Raw genomic sequence first — 21,526 nt, 5'->3', positions numbered from 1 at the left:
CTCCTGTTAGTGGGCAACCGCAGCAGCGCCGTGTTCATCGATCAACGCACCGTTGTGGAAACGGTCGATGGAGAAAGGTGCGGCCAACGGGTGCATTTCACCCTTGGCCAGGCTCGCGGCAAACACGTTGCCCGAGCCAGGTGTTGCCTTGAAGCCACCGGTGCCCCAACCGCAGTTGAAGAACATGTTCGGTACCGGAGTTTTCGAAATGATCGGGCACGCGTCCGGGGTGGTGTCGACGATGCCGCCCCACTGACGGTTCATGCGTACGCGCGACAGGACCGGGAACATCTCGACGATGGCCTGGATGGTGTGCTCGATCACCGGGTACGAACCACGCTGGCCGTAGCCGTTGTAGCCGTCGATACCGGCGCCGATTACCAGGTCGCCCTTGTCGGACTGGCTGATGTAACCGTGTACGGCGTTGGACATGATCACGCTGTCGATGATCGGTTTGATCGGCTCGGACACCAGCGCTTGCAGCGGGTGGGATTCGATCGGCAGACGGAAACCGGCCAGCTTGGCCATGTGCCCGGAGTTACCGGCGGTGACCACGCCGACGCGCTTGGCGCCGATGAAGCCCTTGTTGGTTTCGACACCGATGCACACGCCGTTTTCCTTGCGGAAGCCGATCACTTCGGTCTGCTGGATCAGGTCCACGCCCAAGGCATCGGCGGCACGAGCAAAGCCCCAGGCCACGGCATCGTGACGGGCCACGCCGCCGCGACGCTGGACGGTGGCGCCCATCACCGGATAACGGGTGTTCTTGGAGCAGTCCAGGTACGGAATCTCGTCCGCAACCTGCTTGGCATTGAGCAGTTCGCCGTCCACGCCGTTGAGGCGGTTGGCGCTGACCCGACGCTCGGAATCACGGATGTCCTGCAGGGTGTGGCACAGGTTGTAGACGCCGCGCTGGGAGAACATCACGTTGTAGTTCAGGTCCTGGGACAGGCCTTCCCACAGTTTCATCGCGTGTTCGTACAGGTGCGCCGACTCGTCCCACAGGTAGTTGGAGCGAACGATGGTGGTGTTGCGCGCGGTGTTACCGCCGCCCAGCCAGCCCTTTTCGACCACGGCCACGTTGGTGATGCCGTGCTCCTTGGCCAGGTAGTAGGCGGTCGCCAGACCGTGCCCGCCACCGCCGACGATGACCACGTCGTAGACCTTTTTAGGGGTCGGTGTGCGCCACATCCGCTGCCAGTTTTCATGGTGGCTGAGGGAGTGTTTGAAGAGGCCGAAGCCTGAGTAGCGTTGCATAGTCATTTACTCCAAAACCGCACTCAGCGATAAACCGGGAAGTCTGCGCACAGGGCCGAGACTTGCTGCGCAACGTTGGCCTCGACATCGGCATCGCCGAGGTTGTCGAGGATGTCGCAGATCCAGCCGGCCAGCGTGATGCATTGCGCAACCTTGAAGCCGCGAGTGGTCACCGCCGGGGTGCCGATGCGCAGGCCGGAGGTGACGAACGGCGACTGTGGATCGTTCGGCACGGCGTTCTTGTTCACGGTGATGTGGGCGCGACCGAGGGCTGCGTCCGCGTCTTTGCCGGTGAGGCCCTGACGGATCAGGCTGACGAGGAACAGGTGGTTATCGGTACCGCCGGACACTACATCGTAGCCACGTTTGATAAATACGCTCGCCATGGCCTGGGCGTTGTCGATCACTTGCTGCTGGTAGGCCTTGAAGCCTGGCTCCAGCGCTTCCTTGAAGCACACGGCCTTGCCGGCGATCACGTGCATCAGCGGGCCGCCCTGGGCACCGGGGAATACCGCGGCGTTGAGCTTCTTCTCGATTTCTTCGTTGGACTTGGCCAGGATCAGGCCGCCACGTGGACCGCGCAGGGTCTTGTGGGTGGTGGTGGTGACCACGTCGGCGTATGGCAGCGGGTTCGGGTACAGGCCGGCAGCGACCAGACCGGCCACGTGGGCCATGTCGACGAACAGCAGCGCGCCCACCTTGTCGGCGATCTGGCGAAAGCGCGGGAAGTCCAGGGTCTTGGAGTAGGCGGAGAAGCCGGCCACGATCATCTTCGGCTTGTGCTCGACGGCCAGGCGCTCGACTTCGTCGTAATCGATCAGGCCGGTCTTGGTGTCGATGCCGTACTGAACGGCGTTGTACAGCTTGCCCGAGGACGACACCTTGGCACCGTGGGTCAGGTGACCGCCGTGGGCCAGGCTCATGCCCAGGATGGTGTCGCCGGCTTGCAGCAGGGCCAGGTACACGGCGCTGTTGGCCGAGGAACCGGAGTGCGGCTGGACGTTGGCGTAATCGGCGCCGAACAGTTGCTTGGCGCGTTCGATGGCCAGGGCTTCAACCTTGTCCACGTGCTCGCAGCCGCCGTAGTAACGCTTGCCCGGGTAACCTTCGGCGTACTTGTTGGTCAGGCCGCTGCCTTGCGCTTGCATCACGCGCTTGCTGGTGTAGTTCTCTGACGCGATCAGCTCGATGTGATCTTCTTGACGTTGCTCTTCGGCATTCATCGCCGCCAGCAGTGCATCGTCGTAACCCTGGATCTGGTCTTGCTTGCTGAACATCGCGTCTCTCCCAGCGGCATCTATGCGCCATTCGTCTCGGTAAGGCACTGACGTTACGCCAGTGCCCTTTGATAGCGATGGTATGACCGAGGCAGATAGGTCAAATGCCTATGGGCGCCACGCAAAGGTGCGTTTACGACATGGGCTGAAAACGCCGGGCAACCACTGTCCGCAATCTTGCCCGGAACCCTTGTGGGAGCGAGCCTGCTCGCGATTGCGGCGGGACAGGCGGCATTGCAGCTGGATGTGCCGCCGTCATCGCGAGCAGGCTCGCTCCCACAGGGTCAGGCGATTGCCTGTCGCAATGCGAGCAGAATCAGGAAATGCAAGGGATACAAGGCATACGCCCAGCGCCGCATCGGTGGCGGTTTTACGCCCCGGGCGTGTCGCAAAAGGAACAGCCCCGACCATGGCGCAATCAGACAAGTGGCAACCGCCGCCAGCGCCACGTGATTGCCCAGGCGAATGGAGTAATACAGCACCTGCCATTGATTGGCGGCCAGGCACACCACCCCCGGCAGCAGGGCGAAATACCAGGGGCGACGGATCACCAGCAACATCGCCAGCGGCAACAGCACGCCGAAGAATCCGAACATCAGCCGCGACGCAAACAGCACAGCCACCAGCAGTGCCGCGACCGCCAGCAGCCGCGCCTGAAGACTGTGCACCTGCCAGCCACGCACCACCAGCAGGCCCAGCGCCAGCGTTGGCAGCACATTCAAGGTGTCGGGGTTGGGAAGGAACAGCCGATAGGGCATTTCGCTGACCGCGCTGAACAGCGCCAGCCAACCCAGGTAGCGCCATTGACCGCTTGTCGTGACGGGCGTGCGCGCCAGGTTCGCTGCCATCGCCAGGCAGAACCAGGGGAACGCCAGACGCCCCGGCACATAGAGCCAATCGGCGGAATAACCGACATAGCGCAGGTGATCGAGGACCATGCACAGCAGTGCCAGCCACTTGAGCAAATCCAGTGCACCGTCGCGCTGTGTCAAGTGCATCTCCACGTGCATAATTGCCCGGCATCCCGCGTAATTTTCTGACAGTGACATCCCGTGCGCTCCCCGGACGATCTTCGGTAGAGTGCCCACCCTCATTGACCACGAGACGCTTCACCATAGGCGCCTCGACCACGGAAGCAGGCCATGACAGACAAGAGCCAACAATTCGCCAGCGACAACTATTCCGGTATTTGCCCTGAAGCCTGGGCTGCCATGGAACAGGCCAACCATGGCCACCAGCGCGCCTATGGCGACGACGAGTGGACCGCCCGCGCGTCCGACGATTTCCGCAAGCTGTTCGAAATCGACTGCGAAGTGTTTTTCGCCTTCAACGGCACCGCCGCCAACTCCCTGGCCCTGTCGTCGCTGTGCCAGAGTTACCACAGCGTGATCTGCTCGGAAACCGCCCACGTCGAAACCGACGAATGCGGCGCCCCGGAATTCTTCTCCAACGGCTCCAAGCTGCTGATCGCCCGCACCGAAAACGGCAAGGTGACTCCGGACTCGATCCGTGAAGTCGCACTCAAGCGCCAGGACATCCACTACCCCAAGCCCCGCGTCGTGACCCTGACCCAGGCCACCGAAGTCGGCAGCGTCTACACCCCGGATGAAGTGCGCGCCATCAGCGCCACCTGCAAGGAACTGGGCCTACACCTGCACATGGATGGCGCACGGTTCTCCAACGCCTGCGCTTTCCTGGGCTGCTCCCCGGCCGACCTGACCTGGAAGGCCGGCGTCGACGTGCTGTGCTTTGGCGGTACGAAAAACGGCATGGCCGTGGGCGAGGCGATCCTGTTCTTCAACCACGACCTGGCCGAAGACTTCGACTATCGCTGCAAACAGGCCGGGCAGCTGGCTTCAAAGATGCGCTTCCTGTCCGCGCCCTGGGTCGGCATCCTGGAAAACGACGCCTGGCTCAAATACGCCCGCCACGCCAACCACTGCGCGCAACTGCTGGCCGAGCTGGTCAGCGACATCCCGGGCGTGGAACTGATGTTCCCGGTGCAGGCCAACGGCGTGTTCCTGCAACTGTCGGAACCGGCCATCTCCGCCCTGACCGCCAAGGGCTGGCGCTTCTACACCTTCATCGGCAAGGGCGGCGCACGCTTCATGTGCTCGTGGGATACCGAAGAAGAGCGCGTGCGTGAGCTGGCGCGGGACATCCGCGAAGTGATGTCCCACTAACACTCCAGAACCAATGATGATCGTTCCCACGCTCCGCGTGGGAATGCCTCCAGGGACGCTCCGCGTTCCATCTCACCTCACCACAAGATTCAAGGACGAATCCCATGGGTAGAAGCCGTTACTCCATCACTGAGCCTGACAAACCCCACTTCCTCACTTGCACCCTCATGGAATGGCTCCCGCTGTTCATCCGTCCCTATATTGTCGACCACCTGCTCGATTGTTGGTGTTATCAGCAAACCCATCACAACCTGCAGCTGTTTGGCTATGTGATCCTGGAAAACCATCTGCACTTCGTTGCCCAAGCGCCTGACCTCAGCAAATGTCTGAGCCAGTTCAAATCCTTCACCGCCCCGCCAGATCATCAATGACCTGCAAAGCAAAGGTGCGGAAAAAGCATTACAACGGCTGCGCTTCAGCAAACGGGCACATAAGCAGGATCGGGTGTATCAGCTGTGGCAAGAAGGCTCGCATGCAGAAATGGTTTATAGCGAAACGGTGATGCGCCAGAAACTCGAGTACATCCACAACAACCCCGTGAAACGTGGGTATGTGGACTTGCCGGAGCATTGGCGTTATTCGAGTGCAAGGAACTACGCGGGGATGGAAGGGCTGATCGAGATTCAGCGCTGGTTCTGACGTGCATCGCTGCGATCTGCGGTGCGGCTGGGACGCGGAGCGTCCCGGGCTGCATTCCCACGCAGAGCGTGGGAACGATCAGACGCATTCCCTCCTGCTCGTTCGCTCCTGAAGTCTTGGTCTACATTGTCTGGCGAGCCGTACAGACAACAACAATCAGGAGCGTACGCATGTCATTGCAAGGCAAAACCCTGTTCATTACCGGTGCCAGCCGCGGGATTGGGCGTGAGATCGCGCTGCGTGCCGCGCGCGATGGCGCCAATATCGTGATTGCCGCCAAGAGTGCCGAACCGCACCCCAAATTGCCGGGCACCATCCATAGCGTGGCCAGGGAAGTCGAGGCCGCCGGTGGCAAGGCGCTGGCCCTGCAGGTCGATGTGCGTGATGAAGAGGCCGTGCATCGAGCCCTGGCCCAGGCCAACGAACACTTCGGCGCCATCGATGCCTTGGTCAACAACGCGGGGGCGATCAAGTTGACCGGGGTTCAGCACATTGAGCTCAAGCGCTTCGACCTGATGCATCAGATCAACACTCGCGCGGTTCTGCTGTGCAGCCAGGCCGCGTTGCCGTACCTGAAACAGTCCAGAGGCCACATCCTCAACCTGTCGCCGCCCCTGAACCTGGCGACCAAATGGTTCGCCCAATACAGCCCGTACACCGTCACCAAGTACGGCATGAGCATGCTGACGCTGGGCATGAGCGAGGAATTCAGCAATTACGGGATCAGCGTCAATTCACTGTGGCCACAGACCATGATCGCCACGGCGGCGATCGAATTTCAGCTGGGGTCGCGGGAGTCGTTCAAGCATGCGCGCACGCCCGCAATCATGGCGGATGCCGCCCATATGATCTTGAGCAGCACCGAGCGCAGCCTGACCGGGCGGTTGTTGATTGATGAAGAGGTACTGCGGGAAAACGGCGCGACCGAGTTCGAGCACTATCGCTTCGCCCAAGGCAGCAGCGACAAGCTGATGCCCGACCTGTTTATCGACTGAAACACCACAAAAACCTGTAGGAGCGAGCATGCTCGCGATGGTCGACAGAACAACGCGGGGCATCAGGCTGCCAGCGTTATCGTTGACGTTCATCGCGAGCATGCTCGCTCCTACACAGGGGTATTCGGCGAGCTTAGTACTCGATCCGCACATCCCCCTTCGGAATGCTGCAGCACGACAGGATAAACCCTTCAGCTTCGTCGTCCTCGGTGATCCCGCCGTTGTGATCCATCTCCACCTCGCCGCCCAGCTTGAGCACCTTGCAGGTGCCGCAGATGCCCATGCCGCAGGCTTTCGGGATCATCAGGCCGACCTTGGCGGCTGCCGCATGCACGGTCTCGCCCGGTGCCACGCGAATGCTCTTGCCCGAGGCGGTGAACTCCACCTGGTGCAGATCCGACTCAGCCACCTCCGGCGCCTCGGCGGCCTGCTCGGCATGCTCCACGGCGTCTGCGCGGGCCTCGGGCGGGGTCGCGCCGAAGGATTCCTCGTGGTAGTGCTTCATGTTGAAGCCGGCGTTTTCCAGCAGGCGCTTGACCGCGTTCATGTACGGCGTCGGGCCGCAGCAGAACACTTCGCGCTCGAGGAAGTCAGGGACCATCAGTTCCAGCATCTTGTGGTTCAGGTAGCCGCGATAGCCGGCCCATGGCTCACCGAAACCGTGTTTTTCGCAAATCAGGTGCAGGCTGAAGTTTTCGATCCGCGCCGCCATGTGCTCCAGCTCGCGGTGATAAATGATGTCCTTGGGCGAGCGGGCGCTGTGGATGAACGCCATGTCGACATTGCCGTTGGTGTCGAAGAACCAGCGGGCCATGGACATGCACGGCGTGATTCCCACGCCACCGCTGAGGTACAGCACCTTCGGGTTCGGGAAGTCCATGGCATTGAATAGCCCGACCGGACCGTGCACCGCCAGTTCGTAGCCCTCATGCAGGGTGTCGTGCAGCCAGTTAGAGACCTTGCCGCCCGGTACGCGCTTGATGGTCACCGAGAAGCTGTAAGGCACCGACGGCGAGCTGGAAATGGTGTAGGAGCGCATGACCTGCTGACCGTCGATCTCCAGCTCCAGGGTGACGAACTGCCCCGGTTTGAAGAAAAACATGATTGGCTGGTCGGCCATGAAGCAGAAGGTGCGCACATCCCAGGTTTCCTGGATGACTTTGACGCAACGGACGATGTGCCGGCCATTGGCCCAGGTCTGTGTAGTTACAGGGTTCAGGAAGTTGTTGGACATGCTGATCTCCACGGCCGACTGTCGGCCTTCATGATGGCGATTCTGCGTATAGCGCGAACCACCCATTTACCTATCTGCGACATTGACATGCTTATCGCGACCAGCCGCCAACCACCGGGGCTTGCGCGTCGGGAACAGATTGCATCATGTCGCCCATGGATAAGGTTCTGGCCCGCGCCGGCCCCACACTCGCCCCATACCAAGACACGACCTTTACACCTTGCGTAGCAACCCTGAACAGCAGACCTGATTAGCCACTTTCGCCGGCCACGCAGATGGCCCTGAGGATTAAACGATGGACGTCACTACTACCCTGAGCCTGGGCGATCCGCTGGAACCCGCACGCAAGGCCACCGCGCAGATGCTGCAAGAGCGCGAGCGCACCTTCTCGCTGCCGCAGCCGTTCTACACCGACGAGCGCCTGTTTGAAATCGACATGCAGGAGATCTTCCAGAAAGAGTGGTTGATCGCCGGCATGACCTGCGAGATCCCGGCCAAGGGCAACTACATGACCCTGCAGGTCGGCAAGAACCCGATCATTGTGATCCGCGGCGCCGATGGCGTGGTCCATGCCTTCCATAACGTCTGCCGTCACCGTGGCTCGCGCCTGTGCACCAGCGACAAGGGCAAGGTCGCCAAACTGGTCTGCCACTACCACCAGTGGACCTATGAGCTCGACGGTCGCCTGCTGTTCGCCGGCACCGAAATGGGTGCCGACTTCGACATGAAGCAATACGGCCTGAAACCGGTGAACGTGAAAACCGCCGGCGGCTACATCTTCATCAGCCTGGCGGAAAACCCGCCGGCCATCGATGAGTTCCTGGCGACGCTCACCCATTACATGGAACCGTACGACATGGAAAACACCAAGGTGGCGGTGCAAACCACCTTGATGGAAAAGGCCAACTGGAAACTGGTGCTGGAAAACAACCGCGAGTGCTACCACTGTGGCGGCTCGCACCCTGAACTGTTGAAAACCCTGCTGGAATGGGACGACGTGACCGACCCGCGCGCCGACCAGGCGTTCAAGGACCACGTCGCCGCCTCCGCCGCTGCCTGGGAAGCCGAGAAGATCCCTTACGCCCACGCCAGCTTCGGCCTGCGTAACCGTATCGTGCGCATGCCGCTGCTCAAGGGCACCGTGTCGATGACCATGGACGGCAAACAGGGCTGCGCCAAGCTCATGGGCCGCATCAAGAACCCGGACCTGGGCTCGATGCGCATCCTGCACCTGCCGCACTCCTGGAACCACTGCATGGGCGACCACATCATCGTGTTCACCGTGTGGCCGATCAGCGCCCAGGAAACCATGGTCACCACCAAGTGGCTCGTGCACAAGGACGCTGTGGAAGGCGTGGACTACGACGTGGAGCGCATGCGCCAGGTCTGGGACGCCACCAACGACCAGGACCGTCGCCTGGCCGAAGAAAACCAGCGCGGCATCAACTCCACCGCCTACCAGCCAGGTCCGTACTCCAAGACCTATGAGTTCGGTGTGGTGAACTTCATCGATTGGTACAGCGGTCGCATGTTGAACAACCTGGGCGCCGAGCCTGCGCCGTACCTCAAAGGGGTTGCCGTTAGCGGTTGATCCATCAAAAACACATCGCGAACGGGCTCGCTCCCATATTGGTGTTCGACACAGAACCCATGTGGGAGCGAGCTTGCTCGCGATGTTTGCATAAACACCGCGGATTGCCTGACTCCCCGCGTTATTGTTCACGTCCATCGCGAGCAATCGAGCGTCGACCGGCTGCTCCTACAAATAACTGTACGAAATATGATCTATTCCGTTCAGCGCTATACCCCATAAGGCTCCCAGCCTTCCGCAAACAAGTTATCCACATCTCCACCCACAGCAAATGGGGACAACTGTGGAAAGCTCGCAAAATTTCTCCCCGAAAACTGAAGAAAATCCGTGACTTATTCAGAAGCAGGGTTTTATCCGGCACCTGATCATTTATTGATCAAACCTCTACAGGGCACGTAATTCGTAGCTTGCAGCGTATGGCGAACACCTTATCCACAGAAGCACCAACAGACTTTGGGGGCAACTTCACGGGTATTGTGGAAAACCGCTGGAGACCGCTAGTTTCCTGCGTTCCCGGGGTGCAGAACTGGCCAGAACCGGCAGTTTGGACGTTTTTTAACCAATCCTTCGAAAGCCACGGTTTATAAGGGCTGTAGCGGTAAGCGAACATCTTATCCACAGAAGCGCCAACAGAGATTGGGGGCAAGTCCTGCACTTATCCTCTGAAAAAACCCATGTAAAACCGCAGCTTAGGCTGGTTGTTTTTTGATCTTCGGCCTGCAGCCCCTGATCTGCAAGGGGTCGGGCAAGGGGTGAACACGTTATCCACAGAACCGCCAACAGGGATTGTGGGTAAACAGGTCGAAAATGGCCTCGCGTCTTCAAACCTTGTTAAAACACGAGCGCCCCGCCTCGATATCCAGATTCAAATCAAAGTCATCGAACGCTCGCCAGCCCAACAGAACCGACGGCACATACCGCCCCCTCACCCAGGACGGCGGGATGGTGAAGCCCGGGTAGTACCTGTAGGTGATCGGCAGGCTGTGGCCGGGCAGGTTCAGCACGCCCTTGAAGGTTTGGAAGCGTTGCCTTTCGGCCGTATCGATCGGGGAGACTCCAGGGGTCAGTGCCTGCACCACATTGATTTGCTCACCGGGCAAGGCCGAGGTCAGGTAATCAACATTGCCGGTATCGACGATTGCCTGGGTCGAGCGGTTATCCAGGCTGGCGGCGATGGTCAGGCGTTGGTTGAGATCCATGCGGGTGTAGGTAATCGGTGAGTCGCAGCGCGCGGCAGGCAAGGGGTTGAGTTCCAGGGTCTTGCGGGTGATTTTCAGCGGCCCCAGCTTGCTGATCAGGTCCAGCCCCAAAAGGTTGTCTCGATCGCTGACGAACACCAGCACATTCCTGAATTCGCTTGCACCGATCCTCAGCGACTCGATGACGCCCAGCCTGGCCGAGACATTGCTCTCGCCGTAAAACGTGCTGTAGGCGTAATGGGAGTCGGTTAACAGCCTGATCCCCATCGACCTGGCGGTGTCGATATTGACCCGGGTTTGCGGAGCGCCGGTGTCGAGGACGAAGCGCGCCGAATGTCCATTGGCGTCACTGACATCGATGAAGGGCAGCACCTCTTGCGCAATGAAATGGTCGCTGGCGTACGGATGAATCTTCAGCACCTGGCGCCCGGCTGCGCGCTTGACCGCGAAATCCCCCGTCGCGCGCAACGTGGCCAGGGACTGATCGCCGAACATCGAGAACAGGATTTTCAGCTCCGGGTCAGCCTGTATGGCCCGAGCGTGCCGGCGCTTGATCGCCAGGTAGTAATCCGGCAACTGGTTGGCGGCCTTGAGCTCGAATATCCGGGCGATCACCGTCACTGAGCAGTCGAGGTTTTTCCCGGGGTCCGGCACAAGGTCGCAATGCGCGCGCAATTGCGCCAGGGAGGCGTTCTGCCCTTGCTCGGAGGCCAACCATTGATAGAAGCCCGGTTCGGGCAAGACGCGCGGCTCAGGCGCGTTCGGCCGGTTAGCGGCCAGCAGTCCCGTGGACACCAGGACGACCCAGGCAAGGAGCAATCGCGTCAGCGGCTTCATGGCCAACCCACTCATAAAAACCAGGTTTTATGAACAAGCGCTGAACCTCAGAAAGCTCCCTGACCGCGTGCTGCACCCTGACCAGCGCACCATGAAAATGTAGCTCAATGTGGCTCGCTGGGTGCTCACCGACATTAGCCAATCATTGTGAGTCTCTTATATTTTTAAGTGTATCGGGAGGGTTCTCCGATATTACGGACGTCAACGTAGTTGGGGATTTGAGTGGTTTCGCAGAGGCAGGCCAACCCACGATTGTTTTGACGTTTTCTTTCACAGTTGTCCACAACCTGTTGGCCTGGTAAGCGTTCTTGAGCGCGACAGCACCGCGCGTTGCCGCGCCAGCCACCAGGGCGGTTGTCCCTGCCGCGCCAACAATTGCTCCGACTGGATATCCCGCCAGCTGCATGACGGCCCCCGCAGCAGTGGTGATAGACCCGGCCAAACTGACACGAGTAGCCTGCAAGGCGACTCCAGAAGCCTTGGGCCCGAAGATAAGCGCCGCCGGAGTCACGGTGTGCAGTGCAACAGTCAGACCTCGCTGAATGATCGGTAAAGCACTTGCCATGAATTCACCAGTAGGGTCCGTGTAGTTGAGCGGGTCCCCCTGACAATAGGCGTACGCATTCATCCCCCCCTTACCAAACGAACTCAACCGATCCGGACTGTGGAATCGCATCAGTATCGGGTTATAGACCCGATGACCATTGCCCAGGTGATACCACCCGGTTGGACGCTCCTTGAGCTGTCCATTGAAGCCCAGATGCGTCGTGGCCTGCCGCAGGCCACTTTGAAATCCGTAAGGGGAATAGGCGAACGGTTCAAGCCGAGTGCCGTCTTGCACGGCGAGAATGCTTTGCTGAAAGTCGGGCGCCAACAAGAAGGCTCGCGACAGTCGCTGCTGCGCCACAGCAGGCTGCTTCGCTGGTTGATTCGCGCGGGAATTGGACATCGGCAGCCTCCGTGGTGAGACCTGATCTACCCGCTGCGACATGCCTGATTCAGCACTGGAAGCACTGACCAGCCGGGCTGCCGAGCACGGTAATTGAATGACCGATACCCTAACAAACCGCCGTCAAAGCCGACACTATCAGTTCTGCTAGTCCGCTAAGGCCGGTACATCAGGTAAGCCTCACCCGTCACCCGAATCATCGGATGTGGCGTGATCTGGCAGGTATCGACCACACGAAACCCATGACGCTCGTAGAAGCGCCGGGCGCCGGTGTTGGCGGCGTAGTCGATCAGGCTCAGGCCATTGAGCCCCAGCTGGTTGGCGCGGTCGTAGGCGTAGGCGAGGAACTGCTTGCCCAGGCCCTGATTGCGCCAGCCTTCATGCAGGGCGAGGCTGGAAATGTAAAGGGTGTCGGGGATTTCCATGGTCGCGTAGGGCGCCAGCACCGGATCGGTGACCGGCTCGGCGAACGGGTCGTGGCGCATCACGTAGCTGTGCATCATGCCGATGACCTGCCCGTGCGCTTCGGCGATCAGGCAGTTCTGGTATGAAAAATCCACATCGTCACGGGCGTAGCGGATGGCGCCTACGTCGAGCAGATCCTGGCCGGGCTCTGCGATCTGGCTCCAGATGTAATCTGAAGCGCCTTCGGATGAAATCTGGAACAACCGCGCAATCTCCCGCGCATCCGCGCGGACCGCAGAACGAAATTCAACTGCCATTGTTTCCCCATTTATTCTGGTCATGCGCACATACGGTGGGAGATGAACATTGTAGGAGCGAGCCTGCTCGCGAAAAACCTGAGGACACAGAGGTCATTCAGGCATCCCGCGTCATCGTTGACCACCATCGCGAGCAGGCTCGCTCCTACAGGAGATTTAGCGAACCACGCCTTCTTCGATCAGAAGTTTGAGGATCGCTTCAGCCCCAGCTTGCGCCGTAACGCCCTTGAGCACTTGTCCCCCTCCGCCACTGGCTTTCGCCGTTGCGGCTTTCATCCGGTCGGCGCCGCTCTTGGCCTTGATCACTTTCAGGCGTTTGGGTCGTGGCTTGGCCGGTTGCAGGGTGGCCACCGCCAGCAATTCATCGTCGACCACTTCCACCTCATCGGCCTGCAACAACCCGCGCCGGGCCGGGCCGTAGGCGCTCTGCCGTGGCTTGGGCGCGGCGTTATCCACAGTTGCCAGAAACGGCAGGCGCACCTTGAGCCGACGACGCTGGCCGCGGGGCAAGGCTTGCAGCACCAGCGCCGAACCGCCGTCGATGGATTCGACCTGGGCCAGCCCCACCACCAGCGGCCAACCCAGGCCTTCGGCCAGCAGGAACGGCAGCATGCCCGAGCCTTCGCCGGTTTCGGCCTGGCTGCCGGTCAGCACCACCTGGGCCCCGGCATCGCGCAGATAGCTGGTCAACGCCGGCAGCGCATCCGCGCCCTGGGGCTGTTCCAGCACGTGCAGCTGTTCCAGGCCCATGCCCAGATAAGCCCGCAGCGCAGGCTCGGCCACATCGCCGGCATGCAGCACCTGCAAGTTATCCCCAGCCAGCTGCAGACCCAATTCCACCGCACGCGCATCCTGATCCGCGCGACGCGGACGACCAGAGGTCGGGTGGGCGCCGATGGACACCAGGCTGATGATTTTCGTGCTCATAACCCTTTCCTTCCCTTAAGCCGCATCGCGCTTGGCGTCGTTGCGGTAAGCCTCTACCGCCGCGATCAAGGCTCGAAGAATCTCGGCGCTCTCGCCGATTACCGACAGGTCGGCCCGTTTGATCATGTCGCAGCCAGGGTCGAGGTTGATCGCCACCACCTTGTCGCAGGCACCGATGCCTTGCAGGTGCTGGATCGCCCCGGAAATCCCCACCGCCACGTAGACCCGTGCGGTGACCCAGGTCCCGGACGCGCCGACCTGACGGTCGCGGGCCATGAAGCCATCGTCCACCGCCACCCGCGAGGCACCTTCGGTGGCCCCCAGCGCCGCAGCGGTCTGGTGGAACAGATCCCAGTCCTTGACGCCGTTGCCGCCGGAGAAAATGAACTCCGCTTCGGCCATGGGAATAGCTGCCGGGTCCACCGCCACCGCGCCCAGATCCTCGATGCGCGACAAGCTGCGCGCGACGGTTGTGGATAACTCCACCGGCAAGGCTTCGTGACGGGTTTCGCTGACCGGCTCGGCGCATTCGACGGCACCCAGGATCAGGCGCGCCATCGGACGGGCAAGGTCTTGCAAGCCGGCGCCGGCACGGCCGGTGCACGTCTCGTCCTTGACCTGCCAGACCCGCGTGGCCGGGCGTTCGCCCAGGGCTGCGGCAAAGCGTCGACCCAATTCGCCGCCACCGCTGCGACTGTCCGGCAGCAGCCAGTGACGCGGGCTGAATTGGTTATCCACAGCCCGCAGGCCCTGGACCCGTTGTTCCGGTGCATAACCGCTGAACTCTTCGCCTTCGAGCACCAGCAGGCGGTCGACGCCGGCCGTGGCAAAGGCGCTTTCCTTGTGTTCGCCGAACACCACCGCCAGCACCGCGCCGTCCTTGCCGGCCAGTTGATGAGCCAGGCCCAGCAAATCGCGGTCGTGACTGCTCAAGCGGCCACCGACCATGTCCGGCACCACGCTGATGTAGAACGCCGGCGCAGGCACCTGATGCAGCGGCAATTGCACTTCAACTGCGGCCGAGCGCTTGGCCGACCCGCCCTGTTGCGCGCCGCTGCGGTCAATACGTTTGATCCCGTTCGGCCCGATGAAGCCGATGCCATGGGGGTTCTTGCGGATGACGCCATTAGGCCCCATCCAGCTGTGTTGCGCCGGCTGCATGGCCGCGTGCAGCGGGTGCAGGCGGTTACGGGCGATCCATTCGGCGCGGGGGTCGCGGCGGATAATGTCGCTCATCAGTGCACCTCCGCAGGTTCACGTTTGGCCGGGCTGGACGACTTTGGGGCCTGGTCCTCCAGCAGCGCGTCAGCTACCAGTTCAGCGATGTCCTTGATCAACGGCCGTGGTTCGACCACGCCTTCGAGCATCGCGGTGCACTGTGGACAACCCACGGCCACCAGTTCGGCGCCCGTCTCGCGGATGTCTTCCATACGCATGTCGGGAATACGCTGTTTGCCCGGAATGTCGGTGATCGGCGCGCCGCCGCCACCGCCGCAGCAGCGCGAACGGAAACCGGAGCGTTGCATTTCCTTGACCTCGATGCCGAGGGCGCGCAGCACCTGGCGCGGTGCCTCGTACTCGCCGTTGTAGCGGCCCAGGTAGCACGGGTCGTGATAGGTCACGCTGTCGCCCTTGTGCTGGCCGAGGTTCAGCGCGCCGGCGTCGATGATTTCCGCCATGTAGGTGCTGTGGTGCTGCACCAGGTAGTTGCCATCGAAGGCGCCGTACTCGTTTTTCAGCACGTGGAAGCTGTGCGGATCGCAGGTCACGATGCGGTTGAAGCTGTATTTGGACAGAGTCTGGATGTTGCGCTTGGCCAGCAATTGGAAGGTCGCTTCGTCACCCAGGCGACGGGCCACGTCACCGCTGTCACGTTCTTCAAGGCCCAGCACCGCGAAATCGATTTTCGCTGCTTTCAGCACTTTGACGAAGGCACGCAGGGTGCGCTGGTTGCGCATGTCGAAGGCACCGTCGCCGACCCAGAACAGCACGTCGGTGGATTTCTTCTCGCTCATCAGATTGAGGTTGAGGTCCGCCGCCCAGTTCATCCGCCCGCCCGGCGCGAAACCGCCCGGGTTGTCGGTGGCGATCAGGTTTTCCAGGACTTCGGCGCCCTTGTTCGGGGTCGCGCCTTTTTCCAGGGTCAGATGGCGACGCATGTCGACGATGGCATCGACGTGCTCGATCATCATCGGGCATTCCTCGACGCAGGCGCGGCAGGTGGTGCACGACCACAGTGTTTCGGCATCCACCAGACCGTTGACGATCGGTTGATGCGGATTGCCCGCGTGTTCGCCGATGGCTTTGCCCGGATAGGGGCTGCCGGCGAACTTGGCGTCAGTGCCGCCGGCCAGGCCGACGACCATGTCCTGGATGAGTTTTTTCGGGTTCAGTGGCTGACCGGCGGCGAACGCCGGGCACGCCGCTTCGCACTTGCCACACTGCACGCAGGCGTCGAAGCCGAGCAGTTGGTTCCAGGTGAAATCCTTGGGTTTTTCCACGCCCAGCGGCGCGGCAGGGTCTTCCAGGTCCAGCGGTTTCAAGCCAGTGGAACGACCGCCGCCGAAGCGTTCGGCGCGACGGTGCCAGGCCAGGTGCAGGGCACCGGCGAAGGCGTGCTTCATCGGCCCGCCCCAGGTCATGCCGAAGAACAGTTCCGACACACCCCACAGCACACCGATGCCGAGAATCACCGCCAGCAGCCAGCCACCGAAGTTCTCCGGCAGGATGCCCGCCACCGGCAGGGTCACCAGGAAGAATGACGCCGAGAACGCCAGCAGGCTTTTCGGCAGGCGCATCCACGGGCCTTTCGACAGACGCGAAGGCGGGTTGCGTCGACGCAGATAAACGAAGATCGCACCCACGAACATCACCGCCGACATCAGCAGCAGTGCGTAGCCGAGGATGCGGTTATGCAGGCCGAAACCATGCACGAGGATGGCCAGCACGATGGACGCCACCGCACCACCGGCCGTGGCCACGTGGGTATTGGCGATGTACTTGTCCCGCGCGACCACGTGGTGCAAGTCGACCATGTAGCGCTTGGGCATGGCGAACAGGCCGCCGATCAGGTCGACCTTCGAGGCCCGGCCCCGACGCCACATGGCCACCCGCCGCAACGCGCCCAGAACCGCGAGGCCCAGGGCAGCGAACAACAGGATTGGAAGAAGGGTGTTCAACATGGTGGAGCTCCCAAAGACCGCAGGGTCTTGCAGGCCAAACTACCTGGATGCCTTGCTCGATTCCCTGTAGGAGCGAGCTTGCTCGCGATGGTCGTTAACGATGACGCGTGTCTTCTGGAAAAACGCGGCGCCTTCAAATCCATCGCGAGCGAGCTCGCTCCTACAGGGGTTATCTACAAGCTCTTAGAAATCCTTGCACAGCCGCAACGCGTCGTAGATCGCCGCGTGTACGTTACGCTGGGCCACGCAGTCACCGATGCGGAACAGCAGGTAGCCGTCACCGCTCTGTTCCAGGCATGGCTGCGGCTTGATCGCGAACAGGGCTTCGACGTCGATCTGGCCCTTGTTGCGCGAACCTTCCTTCAGCGCGTAGTAGATCTCTTCATCCGGACGCACGCCGTTTTCCACGACCACCTGGTCCACCACCCGCTCCTCTTTGGCGCCGGTGTATTCGTTTTCCAGCACCGCCACCAGCTTGTCGCCTTCGCGGTAGACCTTCTCCAGCATCATGTCGCCGGTCATGATCACTTCTTTGGGGTACATGCTGCGGTAGTAGGTCGGGAACGACGTACCGCCGATCGCCACGCCCGGCTTGATGTCATCGGTGACGATCTCGACCTGGCTGCCCTTGTCGGCGAGGAAGTCGGCGGTCGACATGCCGGTGAATTCGCAGATGGTGTCGTAAACCAGCACGTTCTTGCCCGGAGCCACCTTGCCATCGAGCACATCCCAGCTGCTGACCACCAGGCCTTCAGCGGCGCCCCAGTGTTCGTTCTGTTCCAGGTACGGGTGACCGCCAACGGCCAGCACCACCACGTCCGGACGCAGGTCCATGATGGTCGGCGCATCCGCCGCGGTGCCCAGGCGCAGGTCGACTTTCAGACGCGCCAGTTCCAGCTGATACCAGCGGGTGATACCGGCGATCTGGTCACGCTGCGGCGCTTTCGACGCCGTGGTGATCTGCCCGCCGATGAACTCCTTCTTCTCGAACAGGGTCACGTCGTGGCCACGCTCGGCCGCCACACGAGCGGCTTCCATCCCCGCAGGACCTGCACCGACCACCACCACCTTGCGTTTCTTGCCGGTGGTTTTCTCGATGATGTGCGGCAGGCCCATGTATTCACGGGAGGTCGCCGCGTTCTGGATGCACAACACATCCAGGCCCTGGTACTGACGGTCGATGCAGTAGTTGGCGCCGACGCACTGCTTGATCTGGTCGACCTGGCCCATCTTGATCTTGGCGATCAGGTGCGGGTCGGCGATGTGCGCGCGGGTCATGCCGACCATGTCGACGTAACCGCCTTCCAGAATACGGGTGGCCTGGTTCGGGTCCTTGATGTTCTGCGCGTGCAGCACCGGAACCTTGACCACTTCCTTGATACCGGCCGCCAGGTGCAGGAACGGCTCCGGTGGATAACTCATGTTCGGAATCACGTTGGCCAGGGTGTTGTGGGTGTCGCAACCCGAGCCCACGACGCCGATGAAATCGAGCATGCCGGTGTCGTCGTAATACTTGGCGATCTGCTTCATGTCCTCGTGGGACAGGCCGTCCGGGTGGAACTCGTCACCGCAGATACGCATGCCCACGCAGAAATCATCACCGACTTCGGCGCGCACGGCCTTGAGCACTTCCAGGCCGAACTTCATGCGGCCTTCGAAGGTGCCGCCCCATTCGTCGGTACGCTTGTTGACCCGAGGGCTCCAGAACTGGTCGATCATGTGCTGATGCACGGCCGACAGTTCGACGCCGTCCAGGCCACCGGCCTTGGCGCGGCGTGCAGCCTGCGCGTAGTTGCCGATCACCCGCCAGATTTCTTCCGGCTCAATGGTTTTGCAGGTGGCGCGGTGCACCGGTTCACGGATGCCGGACGGCGACATCAGCGTCGGCCAGTTGAAGCCATCCCAACGCGAACGTCGGCCCATGTGGGTAATCTGGATCATGATCTTGGCGCCGTGCTTGTGCATGGCGTCGGCCAGATTCTGGAAGTGCGGAATGATACGGTCGGTGGACAGGTTCACCGAGCTCCACCACTCCTGCGGGCTGTCGATGGCTACCACGGACGAGCCGCCGCAGATCGCCAGGCCGATCCCGCCCTTGGCCTTCTCTTCGTAATACTTGACGTACCGATCGGTGGTCATGCCGCCGTCGGTCGCGTAGACCTCGGCGTGCGCGGTACTGAGCACGCGGTTGCGGATGGTCAGTTTGCCGATCTGGATCGGCTGGAACATTGCTTCGAAAGCCATGGCGGGTTCCTCGACTTACAACGGCTTGACGATGAACAAGCCGTCTTCGTGGCCCTCTTCGGAGCCACCGTAGACTTGCTCGGCCACGGTGCGAATCTTGCTGCCGCGAGCGGCGAGGATCTGGTCCATCGCGCCGGCAAACCAACCGGTGAACATGTAGTCGACCTTGCGCCCGACCTTGCCGTAGACGTAGACGAACGCCGAGTGTTCGAGCTTGACGCTGGCGGTGCCTTTGTCGAGGTCGATGTCCTGGATCTTGAACAGGCCCCAGCCGCGCTGCGACAGGCGCTTCATGTAGTGCTCGAACACCGCGACGCCTTCCAGGCCGTGGCATTCAGCTTCCTTTTCACACCAGTGCCAGGCGGACTTGTAGCCGGCCTTGTAGAGGATCTCGGCATAGGCTTCGGCGCCCAGCACTTCCTCGATGCCCATGTGGTTGTTGACGAAGAAATGACGCGGTACGTACAGCATCGGCAGGGCGTCGGAAGTCCAGACACCGGTCTCGCTGTCGACTTCGATAGGCAATTGCGGGGCGATCTTGGCCATGGAAACTTAACTCCAGAAAAATTTTGGTGTTGCCCCCGGCGCGGACGGCCGGGGGAAAGGATTCAGAGGTGCGGCGGCTTATTCGCCCCAAACGTCTTTCAGGACGTTGACCCAGTTCTCGCCCATGATCTTGCGTACCACGCGCTCGGAATGGCCGCGCTTGAGCAGGGTCTCGGTCAGGTTCGGGAACTCGCCGACGGTGCGGATGCCCAGCGGGTTGATGATCTTGCCGAAGCTGGTCAGGCGGCGGGCGTAGCCCTTATCGTGGGTCAGGTATTCGAAGAACTCCTGGCCGTGACCCTGGGTGAAGTCGGTGCCGATGCCGATGGAGTCTTCACCGACGATGTTCAGGGTGTATTCAATGGCTTCGGCGTAGTCGTCGATGGTCGAATCGATGCCCTTGGCCAGGAACGGCGCGAACATGGTGACGCCGACGAAACCGCCGTGGTCGGCGATGAACTTCAGTTCTTCATCGGATTTGTTGCGCGGGTGCTCTTTGAGACCCGACGGCAGGCAGTGGGAGTAGCAGACCGGTTTCTTCGATTCGAGGATGACTTCTTCGGAAGTCTTGGAACCGACGTGGGACAGGTCGCACATCACACCGACGCGGTTCATCTCGGCAACGATTTCACGACCGAAGCCCGACAGGCCGCCATCGCGCTCGTAGCAGCCGGTGCCGACCAGGTTCTGGGTGTTGTAGCACATCTGCACGATACCGACGCCCAGCTGCTTGAACACCTCGACATAGCCGATCTGGTCTTCATACGCGTGGGCATTCTGGAAGCCGAAGAGGATCCCGGTCTTGCCTTGTTCCTTGGCCTTGCGGATGTCGGCGGTGGTGCGCACCGGCATCACCAGATCGCTGTTCTCGCGGATCAGTTTCTGGCTGGCGGCGATGTTGTTGACGGTGGCCTGGAAGCCCTCCCACACCGACACGGTGCAGTTGGCCGCGGTCAAACCGCCCTTGCGCATGTCTTCGAACAGCTCACGGTTCCATTTGGCAATAATCAGACCGTCGATAACGATGCTGTCGGCGTGCAGTTCGGCTGGGCTCATCAGGCTGTCCCCTTATTGGCGATTCATGCGCCGAATCGTCTGCCGGCGCTTTGGAGCCAGCATATGCCTGAGGGCCTTGGCGACCCGGTGCAAAAACGACAGGGGAATTGCCGAAAGCGTCAATCCGCGACAAAGGGTCGTCGCCAGGCACGATTCACGACCTGTTCAAGGCCGCCCGCTTGGGCCAGAATTCGCCGCATCTCTTGATGTAGGGCGACTTGAATGAAATCGATCTTGCTGGCTTTGGCACTGATTGCGACTGGCGTACAGGCTGCGGAAGAGGCCGACGACAATCCCTGCGACAAAGTCGAAAACGACGTCCAGACCCTGGAATGCTCGGCTTTCAGCAAAAGCACCGCTGAAGACCTGCTCAACGAAAACACCAAAAGCCTGAACGAGCGCATGCAGTCGCTCTACGGCAAGAACCCGGCGCAATTGGCTGACATCACCGCCAAAATCAAGGCCGCCCACCAGCAATGGCAGAAAACCCGCGACGCCGACTGCGCCATCGAAGCCTTCCCCGCCACCGCCGGCAGCAAGGCATTCACCATCGCGCAAAATGATTGCGTGGCGCGGATGAGCGACGACCGGTCGGAGTTCTTGGAGTCGATTGGGCAGGAGTGATGCCGCTCTTATGTCGGATGCTGGCACCCGCCGCCAGCATTCGCCCTCACAAATATGATCTTTC

General features: G+C 61.3%; 17 protein-coding genes and 1 pseudogene. 5 read left to right on the top strand and 13 right to left on the bottom strand.

The annotated features are described in order from the left end of the window. Positions 1-6: 6 nt before the first annotated feature. The 3 genes from ABTV29_RS02125 to ABTV29_RS02115 all read right to left on the bottom strand — a co-directional run bounded on the left by ABTV29_RS02125 (position 7) and on the right by ABTV29_RS02115 (position 3,532). A complete protein-coding gene (locus ABTV29_RS02125) occupies positions 7-1,257 on the bottom strand; it encodes a sarcosine oxidase subunit beta (protein WP_003206307.1) in 1,251 nt (416 codons plus the stop codon). A 23-nt stretch (positions 1,258-1,280) separates the two neighbouring features. Continuing rightward, on the bottom strand, positions 1,281-2,534 hold the full coding sequence (gene glyA, locus ABTV29_RS02120) for a serine hydroxymethyltransferase (RefSeq protein WP_433768651.1): 1,254 nt from the start codon (positions 2,532-2,534) through the stop codon (positions 1,281-1,283). Between the two features lie 284 nt (positions 2,535-2,818). Beyond that, positions 2,819-3,532, bottom strand: coding sequence for a TraX family protein (locus ABTV29_RS02115; protein ID WP_433771721.1), 714 nt, complete (start codon positions 3,530-3,532; stop codon positions 2,819-2,821). Positions 3,533-3,676: 144 nt separating this feature from the next. On the opposite strand from ABTV29_RS02115, the gene ABTV29_RS02110 reads away from it, so the two are divergent. The 3 genes and pseudogenes from ABTV29_RS02110 to ABTV29_RS02100 all read left to right on the top strand — a co-directional run bounded on the left by ABTV29_RS02110 (position 3,677) and on the right by ABTV29_RS02100 (position 6,351). Continuing rightward, positions 3,677-4,717 carry a low specificity L-threonine aldolase gene (locus tag ABTV29_RS02110; protein WP_433768650.1) on the top strand — a complete coding sequence of 347 codons (1,041 nt, stop codon included), beginning with the start codon at positions 3,677-3,679 and terminating at the stop codon, positions 4,715-4,717. Positions 4,718-4,821: 104 nt separating this feature from the next. Next, a pseudogene (locus ABTV29_RS02105) lies at positions 4,822-5,356 on the top strand (REP-associated tyrosine transposase). A 170-nt stretch (positions 5,357-5,526) separates the two neighbouring features. Beyond that, positions 5,527-6,351, top strand: a complete 825-nt coding sequence (locus ABTV29_RS02100) for an SDR family oxidoreductase (protein WP_433768649.1) — start codon at positions 5,527-5,529, stop codon at positions 6,349-6,351. Positions 6,352-6,484: 133 nt separating this feature from the next. Here the strand turns inward: ABTV29_RS02100 and gbcB are convergent, their stop codons facing one another. Further along, positions 6,485-7,585 (bottom strand): glycine-betaine demethylase subunit GbcB, encoded by a 1,101-nt coding sequence (gene gbcB / locus ABTV29_RS02095; protein WP_433768648.1) that lies wholly within the window; start codon positions 7,583-7,585, stop codon positions 6,485-6,487. A 295-nt stretch (positions 7,586-7,880) separates the two neighbouring features. On the opposite strand from gbcB, the gene gbcA reads away from it, so the two are divergent. Beyond that, the gene (gene gbcA, locus ABTV29_RS02090; protein ID WP_433768647.1) at positions 7,881-9,176 is read left to right on the top strand and encodes a glycine-betaine demethylase subunit GbcA; all 1,296 of its coding nucleotides are present in this window, start codon (positions 7,881-7,883) and stop codon (positions 9,174-9,176) included. Positions 9,177-9,997: 821 nt separating this feature from the next. Here gbcA and ABTV29_RS02085 read toward each other — a convergent pair. From ABTV29_RS02085 to ABTV29_RS02045, 9 genes are all read right to left on the bottom strand, one after another. Beyond that, positions 9,998-11,212 (bottom strand): retropepsin-like aspartic protease, encoded by a 1,215-nt coding sequence (locus tag ABTV29_RS02085; protein WP_433768645.1) that lies wholly within the window; start codon positions 11,210-11,212, stop codon positions 9,998-10,000. Between the two features lie 142 nt (positions 11,213-11,354). Then, positions 11,355-12,161, bottom strand: coding sequence for an RHS repeat-associated core domain-containing protein (locus tag ABTV29_RS02080; protein WP_433768643.1), 807 nt, complete (start codon positions 12,159-12,161; stop codon positions 11,355-11,357). Positions 12,162-12,316: 155 nt separating this feature from the next. Then, entirely contained in the window at positions 12,317-12,883 is a 567-nt protein-coding gene (locus ABTV29_RS02075; protein WP_433768642.1) for an N-acetyltransferase family protein, read from the bottom strand. Positions 12,884-13,039: 156 nt separating this feature from the next. Further along, positions 13,040-13,810 carry an electron transfer flavoprotein subunit beta gene (locus ABTV29_RS02070; protein ID WP_433768641.1) on the bottom strand — a complete coding sequence of 257 codons (771 nt, stop codon included), beginning with the start codon at positions 13,808-13,810 and terminating at the stop codon, positions 13,040-13,042. A gap of 15 nt (positions 13,811-13,825) precedes the next feature. Next, positions 13,826-15,046, bottom strand: a complete 1,221-nt coding sequence (locus ABTV29_RS02065) for an electron transfer flavoprotein subunit alpha/FixB family protein (RefSeq protein ID WP_433768640.1) — start codon at positions 15,044-15,046, stop codon at positions 13,826-13,828. Then, positions 15,046-16,992, bottom strand: a complete 1,947-nt coding sequence (gene dgcB, locus ABTV29_RS02060) for a dimethylglycine demethylation protein DgcB (RefSeq protein ID WP_433768639.1) — start codon at positions 16,990-16,992, stop codon at positions 15,046-15,048. The genes ABTV29_RS02065 and dgcB overlap by 1 nt, the downstream gene beginning before the upstream one ends. A gap of 183 nt (positions 16,993-17,175) precedes the next feature. Continuing rightward, entirely contained in the window at positions 17,176-19,236 is a 2,061-nt protein-coding gene (dgcA, locus tag ABTV29_RS02055) for a dimethylglycine demethylation protein DgcA (RefSeq protein WP_433768638.1), read from the bottom strand. 15 nt (positions 19,237-19,251) lie between these two features. Continuing rightward, on the bottom strand, positions 19,252-19,782 hold the full coding sequence (locus ABTV29_RS02050) for a DUF5943 domain-containing protein (protein ID WP_007975505.1): 531 nt from the start codon (positions 19,780-19,782) through the stop codon (positions 19,252-19,254). Between the two features lie 78 nt (positions 19,783-19,860). Continuing rightward, on the bottom strand, positions 19,861-20,838 hold the full coding sequence (locus ABTV29_RS02045) for a dipeptidase (protein ID WP_433768637.1): 978 nt from the start codon (positions 20,836-20,838) through the stop codon (positions 19,861-19,863). Positions 20,839-21,060: 222 nt separating this feature from the next. Between ABTV29_RS02045 and ABTV29_RS02040 the strand changes: the two genes are divergently transcribed. Continuing rightward, the gene (locus ABTV29_RS02040; RefSeq protein WP_433768636.1) at positions 21,061-21,462 is read left to right on the top strand and encodes a lysozyme inhibitor LprI family protein; all 402 of its coding nucleotides are present in this window, start codon (positions 21,061-21,063) and stop codon (positions 21,460-21,462) included. The last annotated feature ends 64 nt before the right edge of the window (positions 21,463-21,526 follow it).

The organism is Pseudomonas putida (genome assembly GCF_050989985.1).
GTDB classification, from domain to species: domain Bacteria; phylum Pseudomonadota; class Gammaproteobacteria; order Pseudomonadales; family Pseudomonadaceae; genus Aquipseudomonas; species Aquipseudomonas putida_AI.
This window is presented reverse-complemented; position numbering and strand designations above follow the sequence as displayed.

Excerpts from the sequence above, each read along its gene's own strand:
- ABTV29_RS02125 (WP_003206307.1), bottom strand. The coding sequence starts at position 1,257 with ATGCAACGCTACTCAGGCTTCGGCCTCTTCAAACACTCCCTCAGCCAC.
- glyA (WP_433768651.1), bottom strand. The coding sequence starts at position 2,534 with ATGTTCAGCAAGCAAGACCAGATCCAGGGTTACGACGATGCACTGCTG.
- ABTV29_RS02115 (WP_433771721.1), bottom strand. The coding sequence starts at position 3,532 with ATGCACTTGACACAGCGCGACGGTGCACTGGATTTGCTCAAGTGGCTG.
- ABTV29_RS02110 (WP_433768650.1), top strand. The coding sequence starts at position 3,677 with ATGACAGACAAGAGCCAACAATTCGCCAGCGACAACTATTCCGGTATT.
- ABTV29_RS02100 (WP_433768649.1), top strand. The coding sequence starts at position 5,527 with ATGTCATTGCAAGGCAAAACCCTGTTCATTACCGGTGCCAGCCGCGGG.
- gbcB (WP_433768648.1), bottom strand. The coding sequence starts at position 7,585 with ATGTCCAACAACTTCCTGAACCCTGTAACTACACAGACCTGGGCCAAT.
- gbcA (WP_433768647.1), top strand. The coding sequence starts at position 7,881 with ATGGACGTCACTACTACCCTGAGCCTGGGCGATCCGCTGGAACCCGCA.
- ABTV29_RS02085 (WP_433768645.1), bottom strand. The coding sequence starts at position 11,212 with ATGAAGCCGCTGACGCGATTGCTCCTTGCCTGGGTCGTCCTGGTGTCC.
- ABTV29_RS02080 (WP_433768643.1), bottom strand. The coding sequence starts at position 12,161 with ATGTCCAATTCCCGCGCGAATCAACCAGCGAAGCAGCCTGCTGTGGCG.
- ABTV29_RS02075 (WP_433768642.1), bottom strand. The coding sequence starts at position 12,883 with ATGGCAGTTGAATTTCGTTCTGCGGTCCGCGCGGATGCGCGGGAGATT.
- ABTV29_RS02070 (WP_433768641.1), bottom strand. The coding sequence starts at position 13,810 with ATGAGCACGAAAATCATCAGCCTGGTGTCCATCGGCGCCCACCCGACC.
- ABTV29_RS02065 (WP_433768640.1), bottom strand. The coding sequence starts at position 15,046 with ATGAGCGACATTATCCGCCGCGACCCCCGCGCCGAATGGATCGCCCGT.
- dgcB (WP_433768639.1), bottom strand. The coding sequence starts at position 16,992 with ATGTTGAACACCCTTCTTCCAATCCTGTTGTTCGCTGCCCTGGGCCTC.
- dgcA (WP_433768638.1), bottom strand. The coding sequence starts at position 19,236 with ATGGCTTTCGAAGCAATGTTCCAGCCGATCCAGATCGGCAAACTGACC.
- ABTV29_RS02050 (WP_007975505.1), bottom strand. The coding sequence starts at position 19,782 with ATGGCCAAGATCGCCCCGCAATTGCCTATCGAAGTCGACAGCGAGACC.
- ABTV29_RS02045 (WP_433768637.1), bottom strand. The coding sequence starts at position 20,838 with ATGAGCCCAGCCGAACTGCACGCCGACAGCATCGTTATCGACGGTCTG.
- ABTV29_RS02040 (WP_433768636.1), top strand. The coding sequence starts at position 21,061 with ATGAAATCGATCTTGCTGGCTTTGGCACTGATTGCGACTGGCGTACAG.